20 protein-coding genes are annotated in these 22367 nt (G+C 35.8%); 17 read left to right on the plus strand and 3 right to left on the minus strand.

Features of this window, described 5'->3' with window-relative positions; translation table 11 throughout:
• Nucleotides 1-492: multicopper oxidase domain-containing protein (locus tag G343_RS14180; protein ID WP_020006597.1), on the minus strand; the 492-nt coding region annotated here is incomplete at its 3' end.
• Nucleotides 493-837: 345 nt separating this feature from the next.
• Here G343_RS14180 and G343_RS0102840 point away from each other — a divergent pair.
• The 4 genes from G343_RS0102840 to G343_RS0102855 all read left to right on the plus strand — a co-directional run bounded on the left by G343_RS0102840 (nucleotide 838) and on the right by G343_RS0102855 (nucleotide 7751).
• Nucleotides 838-1413, plus strand: coding sequence for a recombinase family protein (locus G343_RS0102840; RefSeq protein WP_020006598.1), 576 nt, complete (start codon nucleotides 838-840; stop codon nucleotides 1411-1413).
• A 4-nt stretch (nucleotides 1414-1417) separates the two neighbouring features.
• Nucleotides 1418-3403 (plus strand): site-specific DNA-methyltransferase, encoded by a 1986-nt coding sequence (locus tag G343_RS0102845; RefSeq protein ID WP_020006599.1) that lies wholly within the window; start codon nucleotides 1418-1420, stop codon nucleotides 3401-3403.
• A 75-nt stretch (nucleotides 3404-3478) separates the two neighbouring features.
• Complete coding sequence (locus tag G343_RS0102850; protein WP_020006600.1) at nucleotides 3479-5182, plus strand: site-specific DNA-methyltransferase; 1704 nt, start codon at nucleotides 3479-3481, stop codon at nucleotides 5180-5182.
• On the plus strand, nucleotides 5175-7751 hold the full coding sequence (locus G343_RS0102855; RefSeq protein ID WP_020006601.1) for a DEAD/DEAH box helicase family protein: 2577 nt from the start codon (nucleotides 5175-5177) through the stop codon (nucleotides 7749-7751). The genes G343_RS0102850 and G343_RS0102855 overlap by 8 nt, the downstream gene beginning before the upstream one ends.
• Nucleotides 7752-8076: 325 nt before the next feature.
• Here G343_RS0102855 and G343_RS0102860 read toward each other — a convergent pair whose 3' ends face one another.
• On the minus strand, nucleotides 8077-9339 hold the full coding sequence (locus G343_RS0102860; RefSeq protein WP_020006602.1) for a Y-family DNA polymerase: 1263 nt from the start codon (nucleotides 9337-9339) through the stop codon (nucleotides 8077-8079).
• A 711-nt stretch (nucleotides 9340-10050) separates the two neighbouring features.
• On the minus strand, nucleotides 10051-10146 hold the full coding sequence (locus tag G343_RS15320) for a type I toxin-antitoxin system Fst family toxin (RefSeq protein WP_020006603.1): 96 nt from the start codon (nucleotides 10144-10146) through the stop codon (nucleotides 10051-10053).
• 396 nt (nucleotides 10147-10542) lie between these two features.
• Here G343_RS15320 and G343_RS0102870 point away from each other — a divergent pair, with 396 nt between their 5' ends.
• From G343_RS0102870 to G343_RS14935, 13 genes are all read left to right on the plus strand, one after another.
• Nucleotides 10543-10953, plus strand: a complete 411-nt coding sequence (locus G343_RS0102870; RefSeq protein ID WP_020006604.1) for a hypothetical protein — start codon at nucleotides 10543-10545, stop codon at nucleotides 10951-10953.
• 269 nt (nucleotides 10954-11222) lie between these two features.
• Nucleotides 11223-12008: a ParA family protein gene (locus G343_RS0102875; RefSeq protein ID WP_020006605.1), complete on the plus strand. Its 786-nt coding sequence runs from the start codon at nucleotides 11223-11225 to the stop codon at nucleotides 12006-12008.
• A 73-nt stretch (nucleotides 12009-12081) separates the two neighbouring features.
• Nucleotides 12082-12324 carry a hypothetical protein gene (locus G343_RS0102880; protein ID WP_020006606.1) on the plus strand — a complete coding sequence of 81 codons (243 nt, stop codon included), beginning with the start codon at nucleotides 12082-12084 and terminating at the stop codon, nucleotides 12322-12324.
• A gap of 70 nt (nucleotides 12325-12394) precedes the next feature.
• A complete protein-coding gene (locus G343_RS0102885) occupies nucleotides 12395-12613 on the plus strand; it encodes a hypothetical protein (protein ID WP_020006607.1) in 219 nt (72 codons plus the stop codon).
• A gap of 378 nt (nucleotides 12614-12991) precedes the next feature.
• A complete protein-coding gene (locus tag G343_RS14930; RefSeq protein ID WP_051087874.1) occupies nucleotides 12992-14017 on the plus strand; it encodes a hypothetical protein in 1026 nt (341 codons plus the stop codon).
• Between the two features lie 198 nt (nucleotides 14018-14215).
• Complete coding sequence (locus tag G343_RS0102895) at nucleotides 14216-14473, plus strand: hypothetical protein (RefSeq protein ID WP_020006609.1); 258 nt, start codon at nucleotides 14216-14218, stop codon at nucleotides 14471-14473.
• A 53-nt stretch (nucleotides 14474-14526) separates the two neighbouring features.
• Complete coding sequence (locus G343_RS0102900) at nucleotides 14527-14970, plus strand: hypothetical protein (RefSeq protein WP_020006610.1); 444 nt, start codon at nucleotides 14527-14529, stop codon at nucleotides 14968-14970.
• Between the two features lie 265 nt (nucleotides 14971-15235).
• Nucleotides 15236-15556 carry a hypothetical protein gene (locus G343_RS0102905; RefSeq protein WP_020006611.1) on the plus strand — a complete coding sequence of 107 codons (321 nt, stop codon included), beginning with the start codon at nucleotides 15236-15238 and terminating at the stop codon, nucleotides 15554-15556.
• Nucleotides 15557-16137: 581 nt separating this feature from the next.
• Nucleotides 16138-16368, plus strand: coding sequence for a hypothetical protein (locus G343_RS0102915; protein ID WP_020006613.1), 231 nt, complete (start codon nucleotides 16138-16140; stop codon nucleotides 16366-16368).
• A complete protein-coding gene (locus G343_RS14190; RefSeq protein ID WP_020006614.1) occupies nucleotides 16368-16661 on the plus strand; it encodes a TrbC/VirB2 family protein in 294 nt (97 codons plus the stop codon). Before G343_RS0102915 ends, G343_RS14190 begins: the two co-directional genes overlap by 1 nt.
• Before the next feature lie 105 nt (nucleotides 16662-16766).
• Complete coding sequence (locus G343_RS0102925; RefSeq protein ID WP_020006615.1) at nucleotides 16767-18752, plus strand: hypothetical protein; 1986 nt, start codon at nucleotides 16767-16769, stop codon at nucleotides 18750-18752.
• Entirely contained in the window at nucleotides 18749-19492 is a 744-nt protein-coding gene (locus G343_RS0102930) for a hypothetical protein (RefSeq protein ID WP_020006616.1), read from the plus strand. The genes G343_RS0102925 and G343_RS0102930 overlap by 4 nt, the downstream gene beginning before the upstream one ends.
• A 231-nt stretch (nucleotides 19493-19723) precedes the next feature.
• On the plus strand, nucleotides 19724-22363 hold the full coding sequence (locus G343_RS14935; protein ID WP_169336661.1) for a VirD4-like conjugal transfer protein, CD1115 family: 2640 nt from the start codon (nucleotides 19724-19726) through the stop codon (nucleotides 22361-22363).
• Nucleotides 22364-22367: the final 4 nt, after the last annotated feature.

Here is a 22367-nt window from a genome sequence, read left to right on the forward strand (position 1 = left end):
AGTGGTATTTTCATTGAGTTCATTGATTAAGTTTATTTTCACAGTATCTCCTTTTTCAAATTGAAGCATGGGACCTAGAAACGAGTCATTATAGCCATATGTTTTTGTTTGAACGCCATCAAATATTTCTGTTTCTCCTTTTTGCGCGCGTATTGTATACTCAGTTCCTTTGTTGCTGTCGCTTTTGAGTACAGGTGGGATACTCAGTTCGTTCTCTCCTGTCGAATCAATTAGACTTACCACATCATCATGATCCATATGGTCATTACCCATACCCATGGAACCATTATTCATTTCTCCTGAACTGGAGGAGCCATTCATATTTTCTTCCATAGAACTTTCATTGTCCTCATTCATGTTCATCTCTTCATTTAAATTCTTTTCATTGCTAGTATCTTCTACAGATGCTTCTCCGTCATTGCTTGTACAAGCTGATAAAACAATGACCATCATCAGAGAAAACAAGCTTATCAATAGGTTCTTTTTTCTCATACTTTACAATCCCTTCTTTCTACTTTTAATAAAGAACTTGTCATTCCTTTATGTATTAGACTAGATTATAATTTTCGAGAATTCGTGCATAAATTGAGTATTTAATATGACAAAAACTACATGTAAAATTAAGTTTAAAAAACGACCGTTTATTGGAATATTGGTAGGAAATGAAATATAGTTGATTTCACTATAGATTGTAAGTACAAAAACCCGTACAATTATCTTTGTACAATATTTTAAAAACTTATTGAGTTTTTGTACGATAGCTAAAGCTTATGAGTGCTAATTAGAGGATAGAATACATATACTCCCTCACTAAGAGAAACATAAGGAGGAAAAATTATGAGTAAGATTGGTTATGCCAGGGTCAGTACGAGAGGTCAGAATTTAAATAGTCAAATTGATGTTCTAAGTAAATATGGTTGTAATCGTATCTTTTCCGAAAAGGTAAGTGGTAAGAAGTATAAAAGAACAGAACTGGATAAATGTCTAGACTATTTACGGGAAGGAGACACTTTAGTAATCACTAAATTAGACCGGCTAGGACGTACAACGAAACAATTAATAGAACTATCCCAGCACCTCGATGAAAAGAACATAGATTTGGAAATAATAGATATGAATATCAATACTAAAGATGCAATGGGCAAGATGTTTTTTACTATGATGAGTGCCTTTGCGGAACTCGAAGCGAATCTTTTGAGTGAAAGAACAAGAAAAGGGTTAGAATCAGCCCGTTCAAGGGGTAGAATGGGGGGTAGACCTAAATTTCCAAAAGATAAGAGAGAAACGGTCATTTCCTTGTATGAGAGTGAGAAATACACGATAAATGAAATCATAAGAATGACTGGTGTATCAAGGGGTACTATCTATAACATGGTTAACAACAAGTCTGAGAAAAAGATTGGAGAGAAATGAGTTTATGGAAACAAAGCTCCAGCAAGAGATAAAGAATGTTTTAAAGGTGTTTCCTGAGTATTGGAATGAAGATACATTATTGAAGAATAAACTGATTGAGGATATACGTTCGTACAATAAAGAAATAATAGAAGCTCTTTTATCTAATCATTTAATTAAAGAGACATACGCTCTTCAATTACCATCAGGTACAATTTTTAAAGTAGAAGATTTTATCAGTATGCTACGTTTCAAAAACTATTGGGATAACAGCTTTACAAAGTATACAAACGAAATCGGTCTGACCAGCGAAAATAAATTTTTAAAATATAATACAGATGTAATTTTGGATTTTCCTCATAAAGATGGGATTTTAGAAGGAGGAATGAGTAGAGAGGAGAAAGGAAAAAGAGAAATTTATTACCACAGTGTAATTGCTAAAGAAGAAATCGATACTTTGTTGTCTCCTAAAGCACTAACAAATATCAAGAAATATAATAAAGAAGGTGAGCATGAAGTCACATATATAGATGACACTGACAATCTTATTGTGAAAGGCAATAATTTATTAGCATTATATTCATTGAAAAAAAGATATGCTAATAAAGTTAAGCTAATTTATATAGATCCACCTTATAACACTGGTAATGATAGCTTTAAATACAATGATAGGTTCAATCATTCTACTTGGTTAACTTTCATGAAGAATAGATTAGAGGTAGCAAAAGATTTTTTGAGCAATGATGGAGTCATATTCATTCAAATTGACGACAAAGAATTGCATTACTTAAAGGTGCTATGTGATGAAGTATTTGGTAGAACGAACTTCTTAAATACTATGGTAGTAAAAACTTCAGACCCCTCAGGCCATAAAGTAGTTAATCCTTCCCCATATTCACAGACAGAATATCTCTTAATGTACGCGAAGGATAAAAGTAAATATAAGTATGAAATAAAATACGTTGAAGCAGAGTATGATACTGCATATAACAAATACATAGTAAATTACACAGAAGGTTTTGAGAATTGGGAAGTTGTTTCATTATCTGAATTTATAGCTAAAAAAGAGGGCTATGGGAATGTCAGAGAAGCTAAAATCAATCTGGGAGAAACTGTTTTTGTACAGTTAGTTGCAGATTTTGCATTAGATAATAAGGAAAGTGTTTATCAATCTACTGCAATCAGTAAAGATGCAGGGAAAGAAATTATCCAGGTTAAAAATGAATCCAAAGAGAATAAAGGAATCGTTTATCATATACCAAGAAAAGATTATGAAGATATATATATATTAAATGGCCGACAAATGTATTTTTATTCTTCTAAAGTTAAGGAAATATATGGTGAGCAAGTTCCTGCAAAGCCTCTTACAAATTTGTGGGCAGATATACCATATAATGGCCTTTCCAAGGAGGGGGGCGTATCTCTGAAGAATGGTAAAAAGCCAGAAAAATTATTACATAGAATCATAGAAATATCTACAGAAAAAAATGATATTGTAATGGACTTTTTTCTTGGGAGTGGGACAACAGCTGCCGTTGCACATAAAATGGAGCGTCAATTTATTGGTATTGAACAATTATTTTATGGTGAAAATGATAGTGTAACCAGGTTAAAGAATGTTATAAAAGGGGACTCTAATTCAATAAGTAAGATAGAAAACTGGCAAGGTGGAGGAAGTTTTATCTATGCGGAGTTGTACAGTTTGAATGAAGAGTTTTTGTATCTTATTCAGTCGTCTCAAAATAAAGAAGAACTTGAGGATGCTCTTGAAGAAATAAAAAATAGAGCTTATTTAAATTTTAAAGTGCAGTTAGAGAAAGCAATATATGATAATTCTATATTCTCAGAGTTATCATTAGAAGAACAGAAAGAAGTGCTTATCCAGGTGCTTGATATGAACCAGCTTTATCTTAATTATTCAGAAATAGAAGACAGCCAATATGATATATCTGATTCGGTAAAAGCCTTCAACCATTCCTTCTATCAAAAGGAAGGTGGCAAGAATGAGTAATGACATCCTTGAATGAAGAACAATATAATATAGCTAACAATAAGTTTGAAAATAAGAATCGAGAGAAGTGATTTTATGGAAACAAAACTCCAACAAGAAATCAACAAAGTTTTAAAGACATTTCCTGAATATTGGCATGAAGACACACTATTGAAAAATAAACTAATTGAAGAAATAAGACTATACAACGAAAAAATAATCGAAGCTCTCTTATCGAATGAATTGATAAGAGGTACATATTCTATTCAATTCCAATCAGGCACAATATTTAAGATTGAAGATTTCATCAGTATGTTGCGTTTCAAAAATTATTGGGATAATAGCTACACAAAGTATACTAATGAGATCGGCCTTACCAGTGAAAATAAGTATTTAAAATATAATACAGATGTAGTCCTGGACTTCCCTCATAAAGATGGAATTCTAGAAGGAGGAATGAGCAGAGAAGAGATAGGAAAAAGAGAAATTTATTATCACAATGTAATAGCAAAAGAAGAAATCGATACTTTGCTCTCGCCCAAGATTTTACAAAAAGTTAAAAAATATAATACAGACGGCGAACATAGGGTTACACATATAAATGATACTGATAACCTTATTCTAAAAGGGAATAACTTAATTGCCTTACATTCTCTCAAAGAACGATATGAAAGTAGCGTAAAACTTATATATATAGACCCTCCTTATAACACAGGTAATGATAGTTTTAAATACAATGATCACTTTAATAGATCTACTTGGCTAACCTTTATGAAAAACAGGTTGAGCATAGCAAAAGAACTGCTTACTGAAGATGGAAGTATATATATACAGTTGGATTACAATGAAGTGCATTATTTAAAATGCTTAATGGATGAAATATTTGGACCCGAGAACTTCCAAAGAGAAATAATTTGGGACATGAAAACTTCTTCAGGTTATAAAACAACATCAAATAACTGGGTTAGGACCCATGATACCATTCTTTTTTATACAAAGAATAAAAACTTCTATTTTAATAAGTTATATACTGATTATCCTGATAAATACAAAGAAAGGTTTTCTAAGGTTGATGATGAAGGAAGGCGTTATAGGGATGATAGACCAGGTCATAAAAAACAATATCTAGATGAGTTAAAAGGCATACCAATGGGTGATGTATGGGGAGATATTATGTCTTTCCAACAAGCATCTACATCAAGTGAACTTGTTGGGTTCTCTACCCAAAAACCAGAAAGCTTGATTAAAAGAATTATAGAATCTTCAACTTCTGAAGAAGATATTGTTTTAGATTTTGTATTAGGATCAGGGACAACTGCTGCTGTAGCTCATAAAATGAATCGGCAATATATTGGAATTGAGCAAATGAACTACGTAAACGAAGTTTCTGTTCCACGTTTACAAAAAGTGATTGAGGGAGAACAAGGAGGTATTTCGAAAGATGTTGATTGGCAAGGAAGCGGCAGTTTTGTCTATGCAGAATTGTACAGTCTGAATGAAGAATATCTCCAGGCTATTCAAGGTTGCTCAAGCAATGAGGAATTAGAACACATTATTAATCAAATGAAGCAGTCTGCTTATTTGAATTTTAAAGTGGACTTAGAGAAAGTTACTACTAACAATGAAGATTTTAAATCACTATCTTTAAAGGAACAAAAAGATGTACTTATTCAAGTGCTTGATATGAACCAACTGTATCTTAATTACTCTGAGATTGAAGATAGCCAATATGATATATCTGATTCAGTAAAAGACTTTAACCATTCCTTCTATCAAAAGGAAGGTGACCACGATGAGTAATGAAATCCTTCATAGAAGAATCGAAGAACAGTTCAATTCCCTGTTCGTAGCGCCACCTGAAGTGCCGGATTATATTCGGGATAACCTGAGTCATCCACTGCGTGAATACCAGTCACAAGCATTGAAACAGCTCATTTACACACAAGAACTAGACAATGCAGATCTTTCATTCAATCATCTGTTGTTCCATATGGCAACGGGATCAGGGAAGACACTTGTCCTTGCATCCACCATCTTGTATCTATTTAAAGAACAGAGTCAACAGAACTTCATCTTCTTTGTGAACAGTGATGCCATCATTAAAAAGACTTATGACAACCTTACAAATGAAAGTTCCAGTAAGTATCTATTCCAAAAAGAAGGCATTGTGATAGATGGACAGCGAATTTCCATTCAAGTGGTCGATGTATTCCCGGCGTTTCCAGACGCCAATACAATCTATTTGAAGTTGACCACCATCCAAAAGCTCCATACTGATCTCACAGAACCCAAAGAAAATGCATTGACCTATGAATCGTTGGAAAATACGCGCCTTGTGTTGTTGGCCGATGAAGCGCACCATATCAACGCATGGACACGGCGGGACAAACGGAAATTGAATACCAAAGAGTATGAAGAAAGAACATGGGAGAATACCGTTAACACCCTGCTTCAGCTCAACCCTGCCAATCGCCTATTGGAATATACCGCAACCATCAACTTGAATCAGGATGTCCTGTTCGAGAAGTATAAAGACAAAATCGTCTATCAATATGATCTGAGACGCTTCATGAATGATGGCTACTCGAAGAATGTGGTCCTGCTGCGTGCCGATGAAGCAGATGAAAACAAGATGCTGAACGCCATTCTCTTGAGCCAGTACCGTAAATACATTGCCCAAGCGAATGACATCTCATTAAAGCCAATCATTCTGTTCAAGTCCAACAAGGTTGCGACTTCCCTATCCGCCAATGAACGCTTATTAAACACCGTGCAGACACTGAACGTGGAAAGCCTGTCACATATCATCACCCTGGGCCATGCCACCTACAAGCATGAGCACAGTATATGGAGCAAGATGTTCGAGTATTATAAAGATCAACCCCTGCCTGAAGTCATTCGTGACCTGCAGTGGGATTTCACAGCAGAAACCATTCTAAATGCCAATGATAAAGCCTTCCTTTCGGAAGATAATGCCCTACTGTTGAATACATTGGAGGAAGACAACAACCCGATTCGGGCCATCTTTGCCGTCGCAAAGCTGAATGAAGGTTGGGATGTATTGAACCTGTTCGATATAGTGAGAATCAGTGAAGGCGCCACTTCAACGAAAACCACGACAGACAGTGAAGCCCAGCTGATTGGGCGTGGCGCTCGGTACTACCCCTTTGAGTACCAAGAAGAGCGTTCCTATACAAGACGGTTCGATTTGGTACAGACGGATCTCAAAGTTATTGAAAGCCTGCATTATCATACGATTAATGAAAATGCCTATATTAAGAATCTGGAAAAATCACTCGAATCTGCAAGCATACAGGTGAAAGAAGATGAATACGATCGATTGGAAGCAAGGCTCAAACCGGCCTTTAAAAAGAGTTCCGTATTCAAAAACGGCAAGATTTATATTAATAAACTGGTGAGAACCACTGCAGATGATTACCAGACCATCTCTCATTATAATGTGACCACGGATTATGAAATTCCGTTTGAAACCACCGTTGAGCAGCACTATGGCAAACGGATGGCCCAGACCGGTGGCGGGCAAACCCATGAAGCGACTTGGCATGTAGACCGTATCTATATCCGAAAGGCGCTACAGAGAAAGCCCTTCTTTCACTTCAGTCACTTCAAGGCATACATCCCTGCCCTATCGAGCATGAAGGACTTCATTGAAAGTCCCGACTTCCTTGGGAACTTAACGTTCTATGTCACCCTACCACAGGGGTTGAAATTGCACCATTTAAGTCCAATAAGCAAACTCAAAATGGTAGAGAAATATCTGGATTATGTAGAGAAGAAGATAAAGGCAAACTATATGAAAGAACGAGGCACCCCTGTATTCGAAGGTGTGGCCATGTCTGAAATGATCGATGACTATTATATTGAATTGAATACGGTCAATTCTAAGGTATCGACTATGAGTGAGACCCTACAGAAACGGAATATGCGGGATAATCATTGGTATGTCTACGATAAGGCCATCGTCAACGGTTTAGAGAGCGCATTTATTGATTTCATCAATGATTATGTGGAACAGTTAAAAGAGAAGTATCAAGAGGTATATCTCATCAGAAATGAACGGAAAGTAAAAATCGTTGAAATCAATGGCACACGGGGGTTCATGCCTGACTTCCTGCTCTATCTACAAGATGAAGCCTACACTTATCAGGTCTTTTTGGAACCCAAAGGGGGCCATTTGCAACTGGAAGATCGATGGAAAGAAGACTTCTTAATGGCATTAAGTGAAAATGAGAATATAGAAGTGCTTTCTGAGAATGAGGACGTTAGATTGTTGGGGATAAAATTCTTCTCAAATGAAGGTGATAAAAGGAAGGAATTTCGAGAAGATTTTAAAGACAAACTTTTATAAACTTAATAATTAAATCGATTAGGAGGGGGTTAGTCATCCCCTCCTAATCGATTGTTATTGGTCTAGTCATTTCTCACGATTGTCCAACCAATAAGCAAACAATGTGATTTCTCAAATCGATGTCTAACGTGTCCCTGTGCCCGATTGAATGCCGGCTTTGGCATTTTGGCTGGTGCGACCCTCATTCGATCCACGGCTTCATACGGCGCCCATTGAATCATCCTACCGTGAGAGCTGTTGTTGTCTCGCATATGCCCTGGCCCATCGCTGTTGGCCAGCCTTTCATATGTGCATTTCATTTCATCACCGCGTGCATCAGATTAATTTATCGTTTATGGCCTGCGATGAGCCCCTCTCTCAACTGCAATGTTGAGGCGTTTGTCTTGCTGAATGCGCGCATTACAGACAATTGGCCATATTTTATTTTCAATGCATCAATGGTGTCCCTCAACGATTCTTCTTTCAATACTGTATCCGGATCCTCAAATAATGAACCTTGCCTTAGGCTGTCCGGTATAAAATTTGTGAGTGACACACTGATTGTGCGATACAGCACATCAGGGGCCGCCAATCTTTTTAAGTGGGTCCATACATGCTTCATTATCTCATTCTCGTTATTCGTCCCGGCTTGAATGGAAAATTGTTTGCGGTAGATCACTCCATCTTTGGTGCCGACAGAAAAGTGTATTGTGCGTGTGAACCGGTGGGATACTCTCAATCGATGGACCAGCTCATCAATCTGTTCAAACAGTACGACGTATATCTCGTCAAATCCATAATCTCTCAGTAGTATTTGGCTTTTCGCGATTGACGGCGAATGGGCCACATGTTTGTCACGGATCTGGCTCGCATCAATGCCGTTGGCATGCAGATGCCAGTCCACACCCACAATCCCAAAGTCCCGTTTTAAATATTTTGATGGATACTTGGCTAAATCACCAATGCTAAAAATGCCTCTCTGGTTTAATTTAACCGCACTTTTCTCATTGATCCCCCAAAATTTTGATAAGGGTTTGATGCTCCATAATTTTTCTTCGACATCCTCATACCGCCATTCAGTAACCCCATCCGGCCGTTCTTTAGCTTCCAGATCCAATGCCACTTTACTTAACAATAGATTCTCACCAATACCGATGGCGCACTGTATTTTCGTCGCTTCATAAATCTCTGTCTTTAAACGTAATGCAAATGCTTTCGGTGTCGGTGCAAATAAATGATAGCTGTCCGTGATGTCCATAAAAAATTCATCAACAGAATACTGGTGGAAATCTTCTGGCGGCACAAATTGCAGCGCAATCTCTGTAATGCTTTGCGAGTAATCTAAGTACATCTTCATTGATGGATTAATAATATATATATCCCGGCGGTTCGGTATCTCAAACAAACGGGACCCCGTTTTAATGCCTAGCGTTTTCAACTCGGGGGTGGCTGCGAGCACCACAGCGCCTTTCCGTTTGGTGTCCCCGACGACAGCCAGTTTTGTTGTCAATGGATCTAGCCCGTTTAAAATACATGAGACACTGGCAAAAAAGCTTTTTTGATCGACACAAAGGATGTCTCGACGCGTACACAAATAATAGTTATACATCGAAATTCACCTCACTAATAAGAACAAACGTTCGTATTCAGTATAGCACATCCCTTATCATTGAACAAAACAGCTTTCTTCATATTCAACAGCCATCAAACCTTGGCACATGCCGATTATTTTCACGGACATTGACTGTCAATGGTGTGCCAATCATTTAAATTTTTTTGAAAATATTTTGACCGTTATGGTTTATTGTCCCTACCCTATTTTGATTCAGTGCATTTTTGATTATGACTATGGATGATACACTGCAATTGATTGATTGAGATGTATGTATAAAACAGTCGGATACATTTAATAGCTTTCAGGAGCTAATAGTCAAAAATGTGGAGCATGATTGTTTCGCATAACATATTAACATTTAAACATTCTAGCATTTATATTAATTAACAGTACATTTCGTCACTGTCTGTCGCTAACGTAGCGCATCGGTGCAGGCGTTAACAGGAAACGATGGATAAATATGTTTAGCGTTCATATCGATGGAAATACTAAAAAGTACTTTAGTTATTCATCCTCTGTGAGTTGAGGATGTCATGCTTACAAATTCAAATTAATAAACGCTAAAATAACAGTTTATACATTTTGATTTAAAGGCTTAAAAATGTTATTATTAAAGTACTCAAAAAAGTTTCTAACATGGTACACCGGATCCCCAATCTACTAGCATAGATTGGGGATTTTTTGGTGTTATTGGATGTCATCTAGTCATTTTTCACTATTGTTCAGCCAATAATTGAACAAAGCAATTATCACACCCACAGTGATTGGTGCGATAAGGTATTCAAAAAAGCTGTCTAACATGGTGTCACCTCCTTCCATGCTATTCGCACAGAAGTATACTAGATGACAATAATTATTCTAACACATCAAAATACAATGCTCCTGTAGGATTTCAATACGGAATCCTTTTTTATTTGAGCAAGTATTGATGAAGCAATCTCACGTATCTGATGTTCGATTGCTTAATTAAATTTCAAGTGGCTCCCCCACTTTCATGAAGCAGTGAAAGCTCCTGTGTTTACAGACATACACTATCAACTGCTCGATAAGATCGCAACGACAAGCACTAGCGTGTACTTCGTATCGTTGACAATCTGATCGCTTTGTTGATTTTACGTGCATTGTAAACAACAGCATCATTCTTTCACTGCTTTCTAAAAGCGAGTGTTAGAAAAAACAAAGAAAAGGATGATAAACATGTTGAAAGTAAAAATTGAAGCTTACATTCACTCTATTGATAAAAATGGGAAATGGCATGATTTGATGACAAAAGCAGGTACAAAAGATGCGTATCAACACTTAGATGACATTTATGCAAATGACAAAGATTATATTATCACTGATATTAAAACAGATTGGGCAAGATTTGATGGTAACACATCATTAGATGACATGGTGGAAACAGTAAATGTACTTAAAGATATGATTGATGACGAAATGATATTATTCAAGAAATTATACAGTGAAGGTATTCACGAACCGCTTGATATCGCAAAAAGTATTCGATACAACGAAATTAAGTATTCAGAAGATATTTTGGAAGATGATGAAATTTGGGAAACAGTATTCTTTGATAAAGAACAAAAGGAAATTGCCATCCTTTATTAAGCTAAATACACATTTATGTTATTATGTTATTTTATATAGTAGCATAAGTGTGACATATTTAGATTGTACAAATTAATATATGAAAGTCAGTAATTTTATATCCATCCTAGAGACACTCCCTACTCTACTTTATTGATTAGGCTTTAAGAAAAATTATATTTTATTACACATTAATGTTATTATGTTATTTTATATATTAGTATAAATGTGATACGCTCTAATTATACAATACTAATAATATCAATATTGCATATAGGAGGATAAACAAGATGACAGAAATTATTACAGTAGGAAATTATAAAGGTGGCGTAGGAAAATCGAGTATTACAGAGATATTTGCATTTCTACTCGATAAAGAACACAACAAAAAAGTATTGTTGGTGGATACCGATCCCCAGATGAATTTAAGCGATAAAGTGAGAAGAACATTTAAGGCGGAAGCAAAACCAAAGAAACAGCTAATGCAGGCAATAGAAGATCAAACAATTGAAGATGCTCTCGTAACAATCAATGATAATATCGATTTGCTTGTCGGAGATTGGCAGATTGAGAAATTTCATCAGCATGTTAGCAATCTGCCAAAGCAGGCACAATTTTATCTGTTGTATACACTCACTAAAGATTTAGTGAAGAATTATGATTATGTGTTGATTGATACTCGACCGTCAACGGACATTATGACGAACAATGCTGTTTCTATGTCAGACTATGTGCTCATTGTAGCAAAAACTGAACAGGATAGCTTTACATCTTCACAGCGTTATTATAAATATCTATCTGAAATGGCACAGTACAATGAAAATCTGAAATTGCTTGGGGTTATTCAATACCTCGTAAATACACGAGGTAGCACAGACAGAAAAATCATGCAGGACTTTGCAGACCTTTTTGAAGACGATGTTCTAAAAAGCGTCGTAAGATCCAGTGAGCGTGTGAAAACATGGGGCTATCACGGCATCACCACTGAATATGCTCACGATAAAAAGACAATGAAAATGTATAAAAATGCGTTGAAAGAAGTATTAGATAAACTGAGACAGCCGAACAAACAATAACATATGTGTTATTATGTTGTTTTATATAGGTGCTAGATAACATTAATATTATTTTTGAAAAGGAGAATAAGATATGTATCTACTTCTAAACAATCAAGCACAGGAAATTACAATTGCAAACTCTTTCTTTGAGCTGAAAGAGCATATTATTCATCTCTTGTTTAATATCAAAAGTAATGTTGTACTGACTAAAGAATTGCAAGAAGTATACGAAGATGTAATTAGCAGAATGTACGTTGCTGAAGACGAAGAAGAAGTAAGAAAATGTATTGTTACGTCAAATGTTTATTTCAATCAAAAAGTAAATATTTTATAACATTAATACTATTGTGTTAATATGCTATTATGTTATAATACTATTATATATATTATATGGGGGAATAAAAATGAGTGAAGATTTTAATAAAAAAATGAAAACAGATGAACAGACCCCGATTTCTGATAAAAGAGATATGACAGACCTGCTTAAAAATCAGAAAGAGAAAATAGAGTATAAGACAATTAATTTATACAAAGATGATCATCAGAAACTGAAGTTTGAAAGTGCAAAATCCGGCAGAAGCATCGTGGATATTGTGTCTGAATTAATCAATGAAAAATACTAAGAATTTGAATGATTCTATAAAATCTATTTGTAATCATTCAAAAAATAGTTATAATTGATTACAAGAAATAAAAAAAGCACTCAACTATTACCAGTAGTTAAGTGCAGAGATTCAAAACGTTGGTCGACGTTTAGCACATTCAACAATGAATGTCCTTTTCAATTAAATCAGTGTGAGTACACTAATCTTTGTTTAATATTTGTAATTGCATTATATAACACAATATCAGTAATGTAAATACATAAACTTTGAATTAGTGTACTCCTCCATCCCTTTTTGAAAGGGCTTTGAGGAGTTTTTTGTACAAAATTTTAAGGTGTCAGAAGCGAAAAGAATAAAAAACCAACCAAAATAATCAGGTTACTAAGGAGTATTCATATGACAGATACAGTATCGTTTCGTAATGCTAGAAGACATTCTTTCACACAAGTCTCTAATAGTTTATTAAATGATTCAGAAATCACGGTTCAAGCAAAAGGACTATTAATTATATTTTTATCTAACACAGAGGATTGGAAAATCCAAATGAAAGAAATAATTACTCGCTCAAAAAATGGACGTGACGCACACTATAAAATGCTTAATGAACTTATAAAACATGGCTATGTTGCAAGAGTAGAATACAGAGATAAAAAAACAAAACGCTATGTAAAACAAGAATATATCTTCAGCGATAATAAAGATGAAGTCAAAGAAGTATTAGAAGAAATAGAAAAATTGGCAGATGAACAAAATTTAAATGCTGTTTTTTCTTATAAAATAGACAATGATAAAGAAAAGAAAAAGCCAGATACTGAAAATCAGGAAACGGAAGAGAAAGAAAAGAAAAACCCGTTTCCTGACTTTCCGGATACGGAGAAGTCTAATCCGGAAAGTCAGGACATTAATAATATTAAAGAAAACAATACTAAATATAAAAATACTAATAATAACCTGAATAACGTGTATAACTTGAAAAAAGAAGATGACACAGAAAATCTAGCAGGTCATTCAAGTTATGCAGGTAATTTCTCACAGCAGATAGACGATACTATTTCTGAAGATCAGTATAATAAAGAAATGTCCTTTAACAAATATCCTAAATCCATAAGTTTGGAACTCCAACGTTTACATTATGACGATGCTAAATTGTTGATGGATATATTTAATAAAGCGAAAAATGCTGTTTCAAGAGAATATGACGATATGAAAAATGATTTTGATTTTACATATGAATCTCATAATGTCGAAATCAGCAAGATTATGAACCGCATGATTCAAAAAGCAAAGTTTGATAATGTCTCGATCAATTACTTATCTCGTTATATTTCACGATCTGTCCAAAATTATTTTAGAAACTACGCAGAAGAAGAGTTACAAGAAATTATTGAGCAAGATATGAAAAATTCGAGTTTTAAACTTTAATTGTTTGCATTGTTTAGATTAACTTATCAAATTTTTAAAATTTTCTTTACGGAATTGGTAGAGCTTTGCTATGCTATAAAGAACTTACGTAGAAGAAGCTAACATTTTATTGCGTAGGTTTATTGCTTATAAGAACTACTTATTCTTATTTGCATGTATATTACTTATTTGTTACAATAAAAGCAGAGGAAGTTATCAATGACTAACAAAGAAATTAGAGTAGGCGTTATTTCTGAAGATGAACTCTTATTATTTTACGATTATCTAAATAGTAAATTAAACGGTAACCAATATGCATTAATCGTCACTAATCATCGAGGAAAAGAATATACAACACGAATGATCGATGAGGATGGTGAAAACTGGTATATGCTAAAGTTATTGTTTGGTAATAAATATCAGAGGGTTAAAAAAGACTCTGTTCGTAGTTTCGAGATAAAGAAAATATCAAGCTGAAGGCGGGATTTTTTATCAGTAAAAAGCGAATTCTATTTTTATCTATCACGACTATGATTTTTCTTTCTGCTTGTAGCGTATCAAATGCGAATGCGATAGAAAGTATTCAAAATGATCAACACTATATCGAAACAGACGGCGAAAGAAAGTATTCAATCACGTTTCTTGAAGATGGCCGCGCGGATGTTGCCTGGTACGGCAGAGAAGATTATCCGGAATCCATTACTTATGAAATTAGTGAAGAACCGGTTGAAGTCGAAGGCCAAGATCCAATGAAAAAAATCTCATTTGCTGATTTCCCTTCAAATGAATCATATGATTTGAGTAATTCAAATGACAATAGCTTTTTGATTGAGGAAAATGAAAATGGGGTAGTATTAAGAGATTATCGAACAGATGATCAAGGAAAGAATTATTTGAAAAGTGACGAAGAATACGAAAATCCAGGATATCCAGCGACAGAAGAAGAAGACATTTTTTTGGTTGAAGCCGAGTAAACGACGAACGGAGTACATCAACGATGTACTCCGCTATACAAAATTTATACAGGGATTCAACAGTTGCGCCAACAACTGTTGATATTTCATCAACTACTAGCACATTAGTAATTGAACTCCCTCTTATTTATATTATATGAAGTGAGATGCCTTATCAAGATAGACATTTACACATCAATATATAAAGCGGACATGTGGGTTGCAAACTAACTGTTAAAGGTAGTTGATGCAATCCACATTTTTTTATGAGAAGAGGTTGCTTATTATGATCAATCAAACGTATGATACGCAAAGATTTAAGTTAGTGTTAATGCCTCATAAAGATTTTTCGCTTCAAGATTTAGAACAGCAGGCCTACTCATTTACGACACGTGATAGAAAATTCTTTATCAACATCGGAGAAGGCTATGCACTGAGACGTCCGAAACGATTATCGAATTTAAGTAATATCAGTGAGAACAACATCGTCAAAATTAAGGATTACTTTTACAACGTCATCCGAGCCAAAAATCAAAAGGGGGACGTTATCTGCAAAAAAGATCGGATTGATGAACAGTTAAAACGTGTAAAGTTAGTTAAAAAATAAACGGATTAGGTCGCATTGATTTGTGAATATCTATTCACAATAATTCTGCACATTGATAATTAAATATAGATACGCACGCTTCTCAAACGCAGACATACGTATGAAGTAGTAAGCAAGTGAATTCTTGTCGTGTAAGAGCGAAAACGCTATGTTATGTCAGTCACACAAAAGCAAAACCCTTTGCTTTCTTAATGACTACAGTTTTTGATACGGCCAAGACTTTAAATAAAGCGGTGCTAGTCGATGCGAAGATATGAGCATCGTTCAAAAACAAGGTTTAATAATTACAGAGCCAAAAAATTATTTAATCGTGTGACACTTTAATATTTTATTTGATCATTGATTCATGATGTTCATTAATCAATGCGACTTAATTAGAAACAGATACTTTAAAGGAGGTGATGTGTATGCGACATGCTTTTCTTACACCTTCATTGCTGATCAACGGAATGAAGCACTCATATACAAACAGTCTACCGCTGAATACCCAAGCGTAAGAAAAGTAAGTGGATATTATGCGCAAATGCAATACTGTTTATCATTTTGATTTGTGTTTTTATTTTATGAAAGGAGTGTTACAGATGGCACTGACAAAACAAAAAATCAAAGATATTGTTGAAGCGAAAACAAACCAGGACTTTGACACATGGAAAGCGGAACAGTTGGAAAATCATATGCTGATGATGATGAAAAAAGATAAAGAATATCGACAGTGGGAAGATCAATTTATTGAAAGTAAAGCGATGGATTTGATTATCGATGATGCAGAGAAAACAGCCAAAAAATCAAATAACCTAGGAGGAAATCAATAATGCGGATGTTGTTTAATATGTTTCAATTCATCACATATTATTCCCAAAATGTAACACTTGGAGCAATCTCACAAACAACCGGAACGATTGAAAACATCACAAGCGGACTCGTTACACTTGGTGTACCACTCGGAGCGTTAATGCTTGTTATTGCCGGCATCGTTTGGATGGTGGGCGGTCAGAATGGCCCAAGGCTTGCCAAAGGATTTATTCTCGGCGTAGCAGTCGGGTTAATCTTAATTTTTGCCGCTGATGCACTTGCTTCATGGGTCGCCAGTCAAGCCAGTTTTTAGTGCTTATTTCAAAATAAAAACAATGAAATGCTAGGTATAAATGATAGACAGTCCCGTACTGTCTTTTTTTTATACCTAATTTTCTAAAACGAAAGGAGCGGAAGGATGTCCAATTATCAGGTGCGGTTAATCATTCTGTCTAAAGCAGACCGAAAATATTTTGGCTATTTAAACATTGATCATAAAAAGTATTATAGTATCGCAGTCATTGATGAATGCTTAAAACATATTCAGGAAGCAGTCAAACAATCGTTTCAGAAAGCGGTCAAAATTCGTTTTCACTTAGTAGAAAATATCGATGTCGAAGACGGAAAGAAACAAGAAACCGTTGAACTGGGAACCTTTGAATATGAAATAACGCCCTCAACCCAATTTTTAAACGAAGATCGTTTTTATCAAATTGCCGAAAAGGAAATTTATCTTAACAGTTCCAATGCTAATGAGGCCTACAAAAAAGAAGTGTTAGAAAATATTGCGCAGGCGAAGGAAGTAAAATCACCGAATACAATCAAAAAGCAACGGATTGGCAATATAAAAGATACACTCGTCAATAAGTGGTTGGGTAAGCGAATCGATGTAACGGAACCCGATCATCAGTCTGAGAATAGTGTTGAGGATTTAGAAGCGAACGGGTCGTCAGAATCAGAAACAAGGGCAGAAGGGGAGCAAGAAATTGAACAAAAGGTACAGGATGAATTGGAGGAATCCACAGAGGAAACAAACGAGAAGGTTGAGCAGAACATTGAAGCAAATGAAAACGGGGAGAGCTCTGATACAGAGGAAACCGTGAATGCAGAATCAGAAGAAAATACCGACACAGAGAAGGAAAAGAAAGTATCAGTCGATGACGGCTCGACAGTAGATAAAGCAGAAAATGAGTCAGAGAGTGAGTCATCGTTATCATCGGAGGCAGGTCAAACAGAAGCAATGACAATTGCTCCCGCCGATGCGTTCAATGCCCTGATTGATATTCCGGATTTTCAATTACCGAGGGTCATGTCGAGAGATATATTTTTGAAACAAAGTGATGATCCGGTTGAAAACAAACGATTATCTTTTTTGTTCGACAGAGAAACACGATTGGCATCATATAAAGAACAACGATTAATCGAGATTTATCATACTTTGGTTGATAACTATAATGAGTATCTGCTTGCAAATGAGCAGGATATTGATACAAAACTCGAAGAATATGAACGCTCCCGTGAATCATTTGTTGAAGAATATATTCATGATTTAAAGGCACAGGTGACGTCAAAACTCGATGATAAAGTTAAAACAGTGGATCAACAGCAACAAGATGAAATGGATGACTTTAAGGCAGAACAAACACAGGCTCGCCATCGATTTGAAGAACGACAAAATAATGAGCAGGAAGAAATGATTGCTGAATACAAGGAACGTTTGCAAAAGGAAGTGAAAGCTGAAAAAGCAAAAGCAGAGCAAAAGTTTGAAGAAAAAAAAGAGGCACTTAGAGAAGAATTAAAGCAAAAGGTGCAAGCAGATGTCTACAATTATGTGATGTTAGACAAACAAGCACAAATAAAATTGTTAAATGATGAAATCTTTGAATATGACGAAAACACATACAGACAGCTAGATGAAAATATTAATGCATGGAAAACAGATGTTGAGAATCAGCAACACAAACATCAAACAGCTCAGCATGAAGGTATGGAACAAGCGAAGTATGAAGCAGAAAAAGAAAAGGCTCAGGCAGACATTCTTGCGATGAAAGAAAAAGATAGGGCACATGAAGCTAATGCTCAACACTTGCAGGCACAGGAACTGGAACAAAAACAAAACGAAATGGCATATAAAAAAGAAGAACAGCGGTTGAAAGCCATTGAAGTGGATGCAAAGCATAAAGAAGCTGAAGCGAAGAAAAAGGAAGCTGAACGAATGGTTCCAATGAATGTGAGAAAAATTGCAGGCATAGTCACTGGTGCCGTCCTCGTCTTGTTCATTCTCATTATGTTTGCGTTTCAACTGTTTTTTAACGGGGGCGCAGAAGCAGAAGTGATTAACGAAGCTGAACAGGCACTCGGACAAATCAATATAATAAGAAGCATTCAGGAGGCAAAGATATGACAACATATCAATCATATATTGCTAACATTAATAAAGCAACGCTAATAGATTGTGAGCCAATCCCTTCATCTTTGTTTGAATCTAGTGACCTATCATTTCATGTGGTTGTGGAAATTGAACAAAGACATCACCGAATCAAAGTTGATGAAAGGGAAAAGGATATTGTTTTAGAAAAAATTCAAATTGGGGATGAAATCATCATCTTTGAAGAACATTTTGATAATACAGAACGAAATGACATTATCATTGATAATGAGTCAATTTTAAAAAACGATGATGGGAATGTGAAACAAGTGAATCACATTTTAAATGCAGAAGGCAGTGCATTTGATGCTGATGCGTATGAACATCTATACAATGCACTAGAATACACGTATGATCGCATGACTGAAGCAGTAAAAGAAAATGTAGAAACCATTTATTTATATCTGAATACGTTAGCGGATTTAAAGAATGGACAAACAGTTAAAGTTGGCACCGAAGCGTTAATCCGGCAGTCGATTGGCTATGCCCTAAAACAGGACATCTCTTTTGAACAATTGATGACATGGTTTGATTTAGAACAAACGGATAATATTAAAACCGTAATGAATGATACAGACAGCGATGTGAAAGAAGAATTTTTCAAAACATTAGTTTCAACAAAAAGTCAGTTAAACTTATCGGAAACAGAGATTTTTCAATGCTTTAAAAATCTAAATGTATCAAAGGAGGCAGGTGCATATGTTGAACAAACATAATTTTAAAACTAATGTTGATTTCACTACATCTTTTGAAAATGATCGGAGTCGATTCTGATGATTTCTCTGTTCAGTTCTATACGGCAGTCGATTGACTGGAAGAGGTTCAAATTCAAGACGTTCAAATTCAATTACGATATTAAAAAACAAACTGAAAATAAACAGACACACCGACTAAATATCCGAGCGATTGTAGCAAACCCTTACACTCTAATTGCGGGTGGGGTATTCGTGACAATCGCTTTTTTATTTGTCATCAATGCGTTTGTGAACCTGATTGATTCCACAGTAACAGGCATACAAACTATTGACTTTAATCAATCCTTTGAAACTAATACGGTGCAGATGCAGTCCAGTATTTTGACGTTTGATCATTTCACACAGTTATCTCAATTTACAACAATATTACTCATTGCTTTAGTCGTGAGTGTACTATATGTAGCGTATAAATTATACGAAATTCATCGGCGCTATCGAACACTAAATATCGGACAGAAAGGCGATAGCCGATTTACGACACTTCAAGAGATGAAAGATATTTATCGGATGGTGCCACATAGAGATGAATCTTATACAGGTGAAAGTGGTTTTCCAATTTCTCATTATCGAGATCGTTATTTTATTGATGATTCCACTTCTAATACCTGCATCATCGGCACATCCCGATCAGGGAAAGGGCAGACTGCGGTGTTTCCGGCAATCGATCTGGATTCACGGGCAGAACGGCAACCCTGTATGCTTGTCGGAGATCCCAAAGGTGAGTTGTATTCAGCAAGTTATAAGCCGCTGAATGCGCGTGGGTATGATGTCTATGCATTAAACCTGCTCGATCCGGATAACGGCATGAGTTATAATCCACTTGAAATTATCAAGCAGTCCTATGAAAAAGGCGATTATGCACAGGCACAAGCCGATTGCTCCACACTCACGAATTCACTATTCATGGGAAAAGGGGATAAGGGCGATCCATTTTGGGATGCTTCGGGTGCCAACCTAACTAACGCCCTTATTTTAGCAACAGTTGAAAAATGTTATCGAGAAAAAAGTCCCGAGCAAATTACGATGGGTAACGTTTACCGCATGCTACTTGAATTGGGGCAAGTCGAAGAAGACGAGGAAGGAAATGAATCGAGTAAACTCGATGAATATTTTGAGAAACTGCCGCCGGACCATATTGCCAAGCCATCTTTTGCGCAATTGAAATTCTCTAAGAACAATACACGAAGTTCGATCTATGCGGTGACTACCGGTAAATTAGAGATATTCAGCCGCATTCAAATTGACAAAATGACTTCAAAAAATTCAATTGATTTCAATCGGATTGGGTTTAACAAGCGGATGTATATGTATTTTACAGAAGGCTATGCGTTTGAACGGGGCGAAATCATTTTTAAATCTGAAGATACTCATCCGATTAAAGAGACGTTTCAGGTCGATGCCTTCGGTTCTGCATCCATCAATTTTGATGAACAGTTAGAAGATGGGGATATGATTGATATTTATATGAATGATCAACAGTATGCCACATACATCTTCCATCAAGTAGCTACCGAGTACAATGAATACACTCAGCAGATGGATTATGCCGAGGAAGCGAGTTTAGAATTTGTAGAAGCACAGGGCGCATCGTTCTTAACACAAACAAAACTGTACTACAGCAATAAACCCGTTGCCATTTTTATGATTATACCGGATTATGACAGCTCTCGAAATACCATTGCATCGATATTCATCTCACAGGTCTACACAAACCTTGCCCGAAGTGCGTCATTAACCCGTGACAACAAGTGTCATCAGCGAGTCAAATTCCGACTGGATGAATTCGGCAACCTGCCGGCGATTCATGATATGGAGACGAATATCACCGTGTCCCTCGGCAGAAACATCTTGTGGGAATTGTATGTGCAAGGCTATTCACAGCTTGATTCTGTATATGGCAAAGAGACAGCAAGAACCATTAAAAATAATTGTCAAAATCATGTGTATATCATGTCTACAGAAAAAGAGACTGCTGATGAAATTTCTGAAAAATGTGGCAAAAAAACTGTGCAATCGACAAACCGTTCGGGTAAAGAGCTCGGCGGTGACATATCCATTACCGACTCAGTTGAAGCAGAGCCGATCATACTGCCGCAGGAGCTTCTTCAAATGAAAGAAGGCGACACTGTTGTGCTTCGATTTTTAAAACGCAAAGATTTAGACGGAAATAAGGTGACAGCATATCCTATAAAAAATACGGAATTATTGTCGATGCCGTTTGCCTATCAGTTTTTATCTCACACATTTGATGATGACACAGCATTAAGTGATTTTGATATCCCATCAAACCACCGTATGCTTCAAATTAAAGATATCTTGATTGACTGGAGCGGACGAATGACACAGAACCAGCCATCCTATTTGTCAGAACTTCAATTATCACCAGATCAATTAGAACGTTTAAAAGGTTACATTCAAAGTATCGGCGGCGGTAATGACGCCTTTGAAATGCTGAAACGCAAGGAAACAAAGGAAGCATTTGAGTCCGTTATATTGAACTTTTCAGCAAACCTGAAAATGGATGATAAAGAAAAAGCGAAAGTACAGGTGTTAGAGGCAGTCAATCGAATTATCAATGATGAAGCCGATGACAGCAATTCACAGCAAAGCACTGAAACAGATATATCGGGAAATGACGAACTGTTTTTAGATCCGTATCAATTTCCGTATCCATTGTACGAACGGTGCTTAGATTATCTTTCGAAATATTTTGATCAGGCGGAGATTTCGGATTTTAAATCCTATCCCGTACAAACATTTAAAAATCATATGAACAATATCGATAAATCATTTATTTATAAAGAGATTGTAGAACATTACCGCAATCATTAAGCAA

The organism is Salinicoccus albus DSM 19776, assembly GCF_000385175.1.
GTDB classification, from domain to species: domain Bacteria; phylum Bacillota; class Bacilli; order Staphylococcales; family Salinicoccaceae; genus Salinicoccus; species Salinicoccus albus.

Bases quoted from the DNA above. Each gene is read 5' to 3' on its own strand.
- G343_RS0102885 (WP_020006607.1), top strand. From the start codon at position 12,395: ATGAGTGAAGATTTTAATAAAAAAATGAAAACAGATGAACAGACCCCG.
- G343_RS0102840 (WP_020006598.1), top strand. From the start codon at position 838: ATGAGTAAGATTGGTTATGCCAGGGTCAGTACGAGAGGTCAGAATTTA.
- G343_RS0102845 (WP_020006599.1), top strand. From the start codon at position 1,418: ATGGAAACAAAGCTCCAGCAAGAGATAAAGAATGTTTTAAAGGTGTTT.
- G343_RS0102930 (WP_020006616.1), top strand. From the start codon at position 18,749: ATGACAACATATCAATCATATATTGCTAACATTAATAAAGCAACGCTA.
- G343_RS0102905 (WP_020006611.1), top strand. From the start codon at position 15,236: ATGATCAATCAAACGTATGATACGCAAAGATTTAAGTTAGTGTTAATG.
- G343_RS15320 (WP_020006603.1), bottom strand. From the start codon at position 10,146: ATGTTAGACAGCTTTTTTGAATACCTTATCGCACCAATCACTGTGGGT.
- G343_RS0102915 (WP_020006613.1), top strand. From the start codon at position 16,138: ATGGCACTGACAAAACAAAAAATCAAAGATATTGTTGAAGCGAAAACA.
- G343_RS0102925 (WP_020006615.1), top strand. From the start codon at position 16,767: ATGTCCAATTATCAGGTGCGGTTAATCATTCTGTCTAAAGCAGACCGA.
- G343_RS14930 (WP_051087874.1), top strand. From the start codon at position 12,992: ATGACAGATACAGTATCGTTTCGTAATGCTAGAAGACATTCTTTCACA.
- G343_RS0102860 (WP_020006602.1), bottom strand. From the start codon at position 9,339: ATGTATAACTATTATTTGTGTACGCGTCGAGACATCCTTTGTGTCGAT.
- G343_RS0102880 (WP_020006606.1), top strand. From the start codon at position 12,082: ATGTATCTACTTCTAAACAATCAAGCACAGGAAATTACAATTGCAAAC.
- G343_RS0102875 (WP_020006605.1), top strand. From the start codon at position 11,223: ATGACAGAAATTATTACAGTAGGAAATTATAAAGGTGGCGTAGGAAAA.
- G343_RS0102895 (WP_020006609.1), top strand. From the start codon at position 14,216: ATGACTAACAAAGAAATTAGAGTAGGCGTTATTTCTGAAGATGAACTC.
- G343_RS14190 (WP_020006614.1), top strand. From the start codon at position 16,368: ATGCGGATGTTGTTTAATATGTTTCAATTCATCACATATTATTCCCAA.
- G343_RS0102850 (WP_020006600.1), top strand. From the start codon at position 3,479: ATGGAAACAAAACTCCAACAAGAAATCAACAAAGTTTTAAAGACATTT.
- G343_RS0102900 (WP_020006610.1), top strand. From the start codon at position 14,527: ATGATTTTTCTTTCTGCTTGTAGCGTATCAAATGCGAATGCGATAGAA.
- G343_RS0102855 (WP_020006601.1), top strand. From the start codon at position 5,175: ATGAGTAATGAAATCCTTCATAGAAGAATCGAAGAACAGTTCAATTCC.
- G343_RS0102870 (WP_020006604.1), top strand. From the start codon at position 10,543: ATGTTGAAAGTAAAAATTGAAGCTTACATTCACTCTATTGATAAAAAT.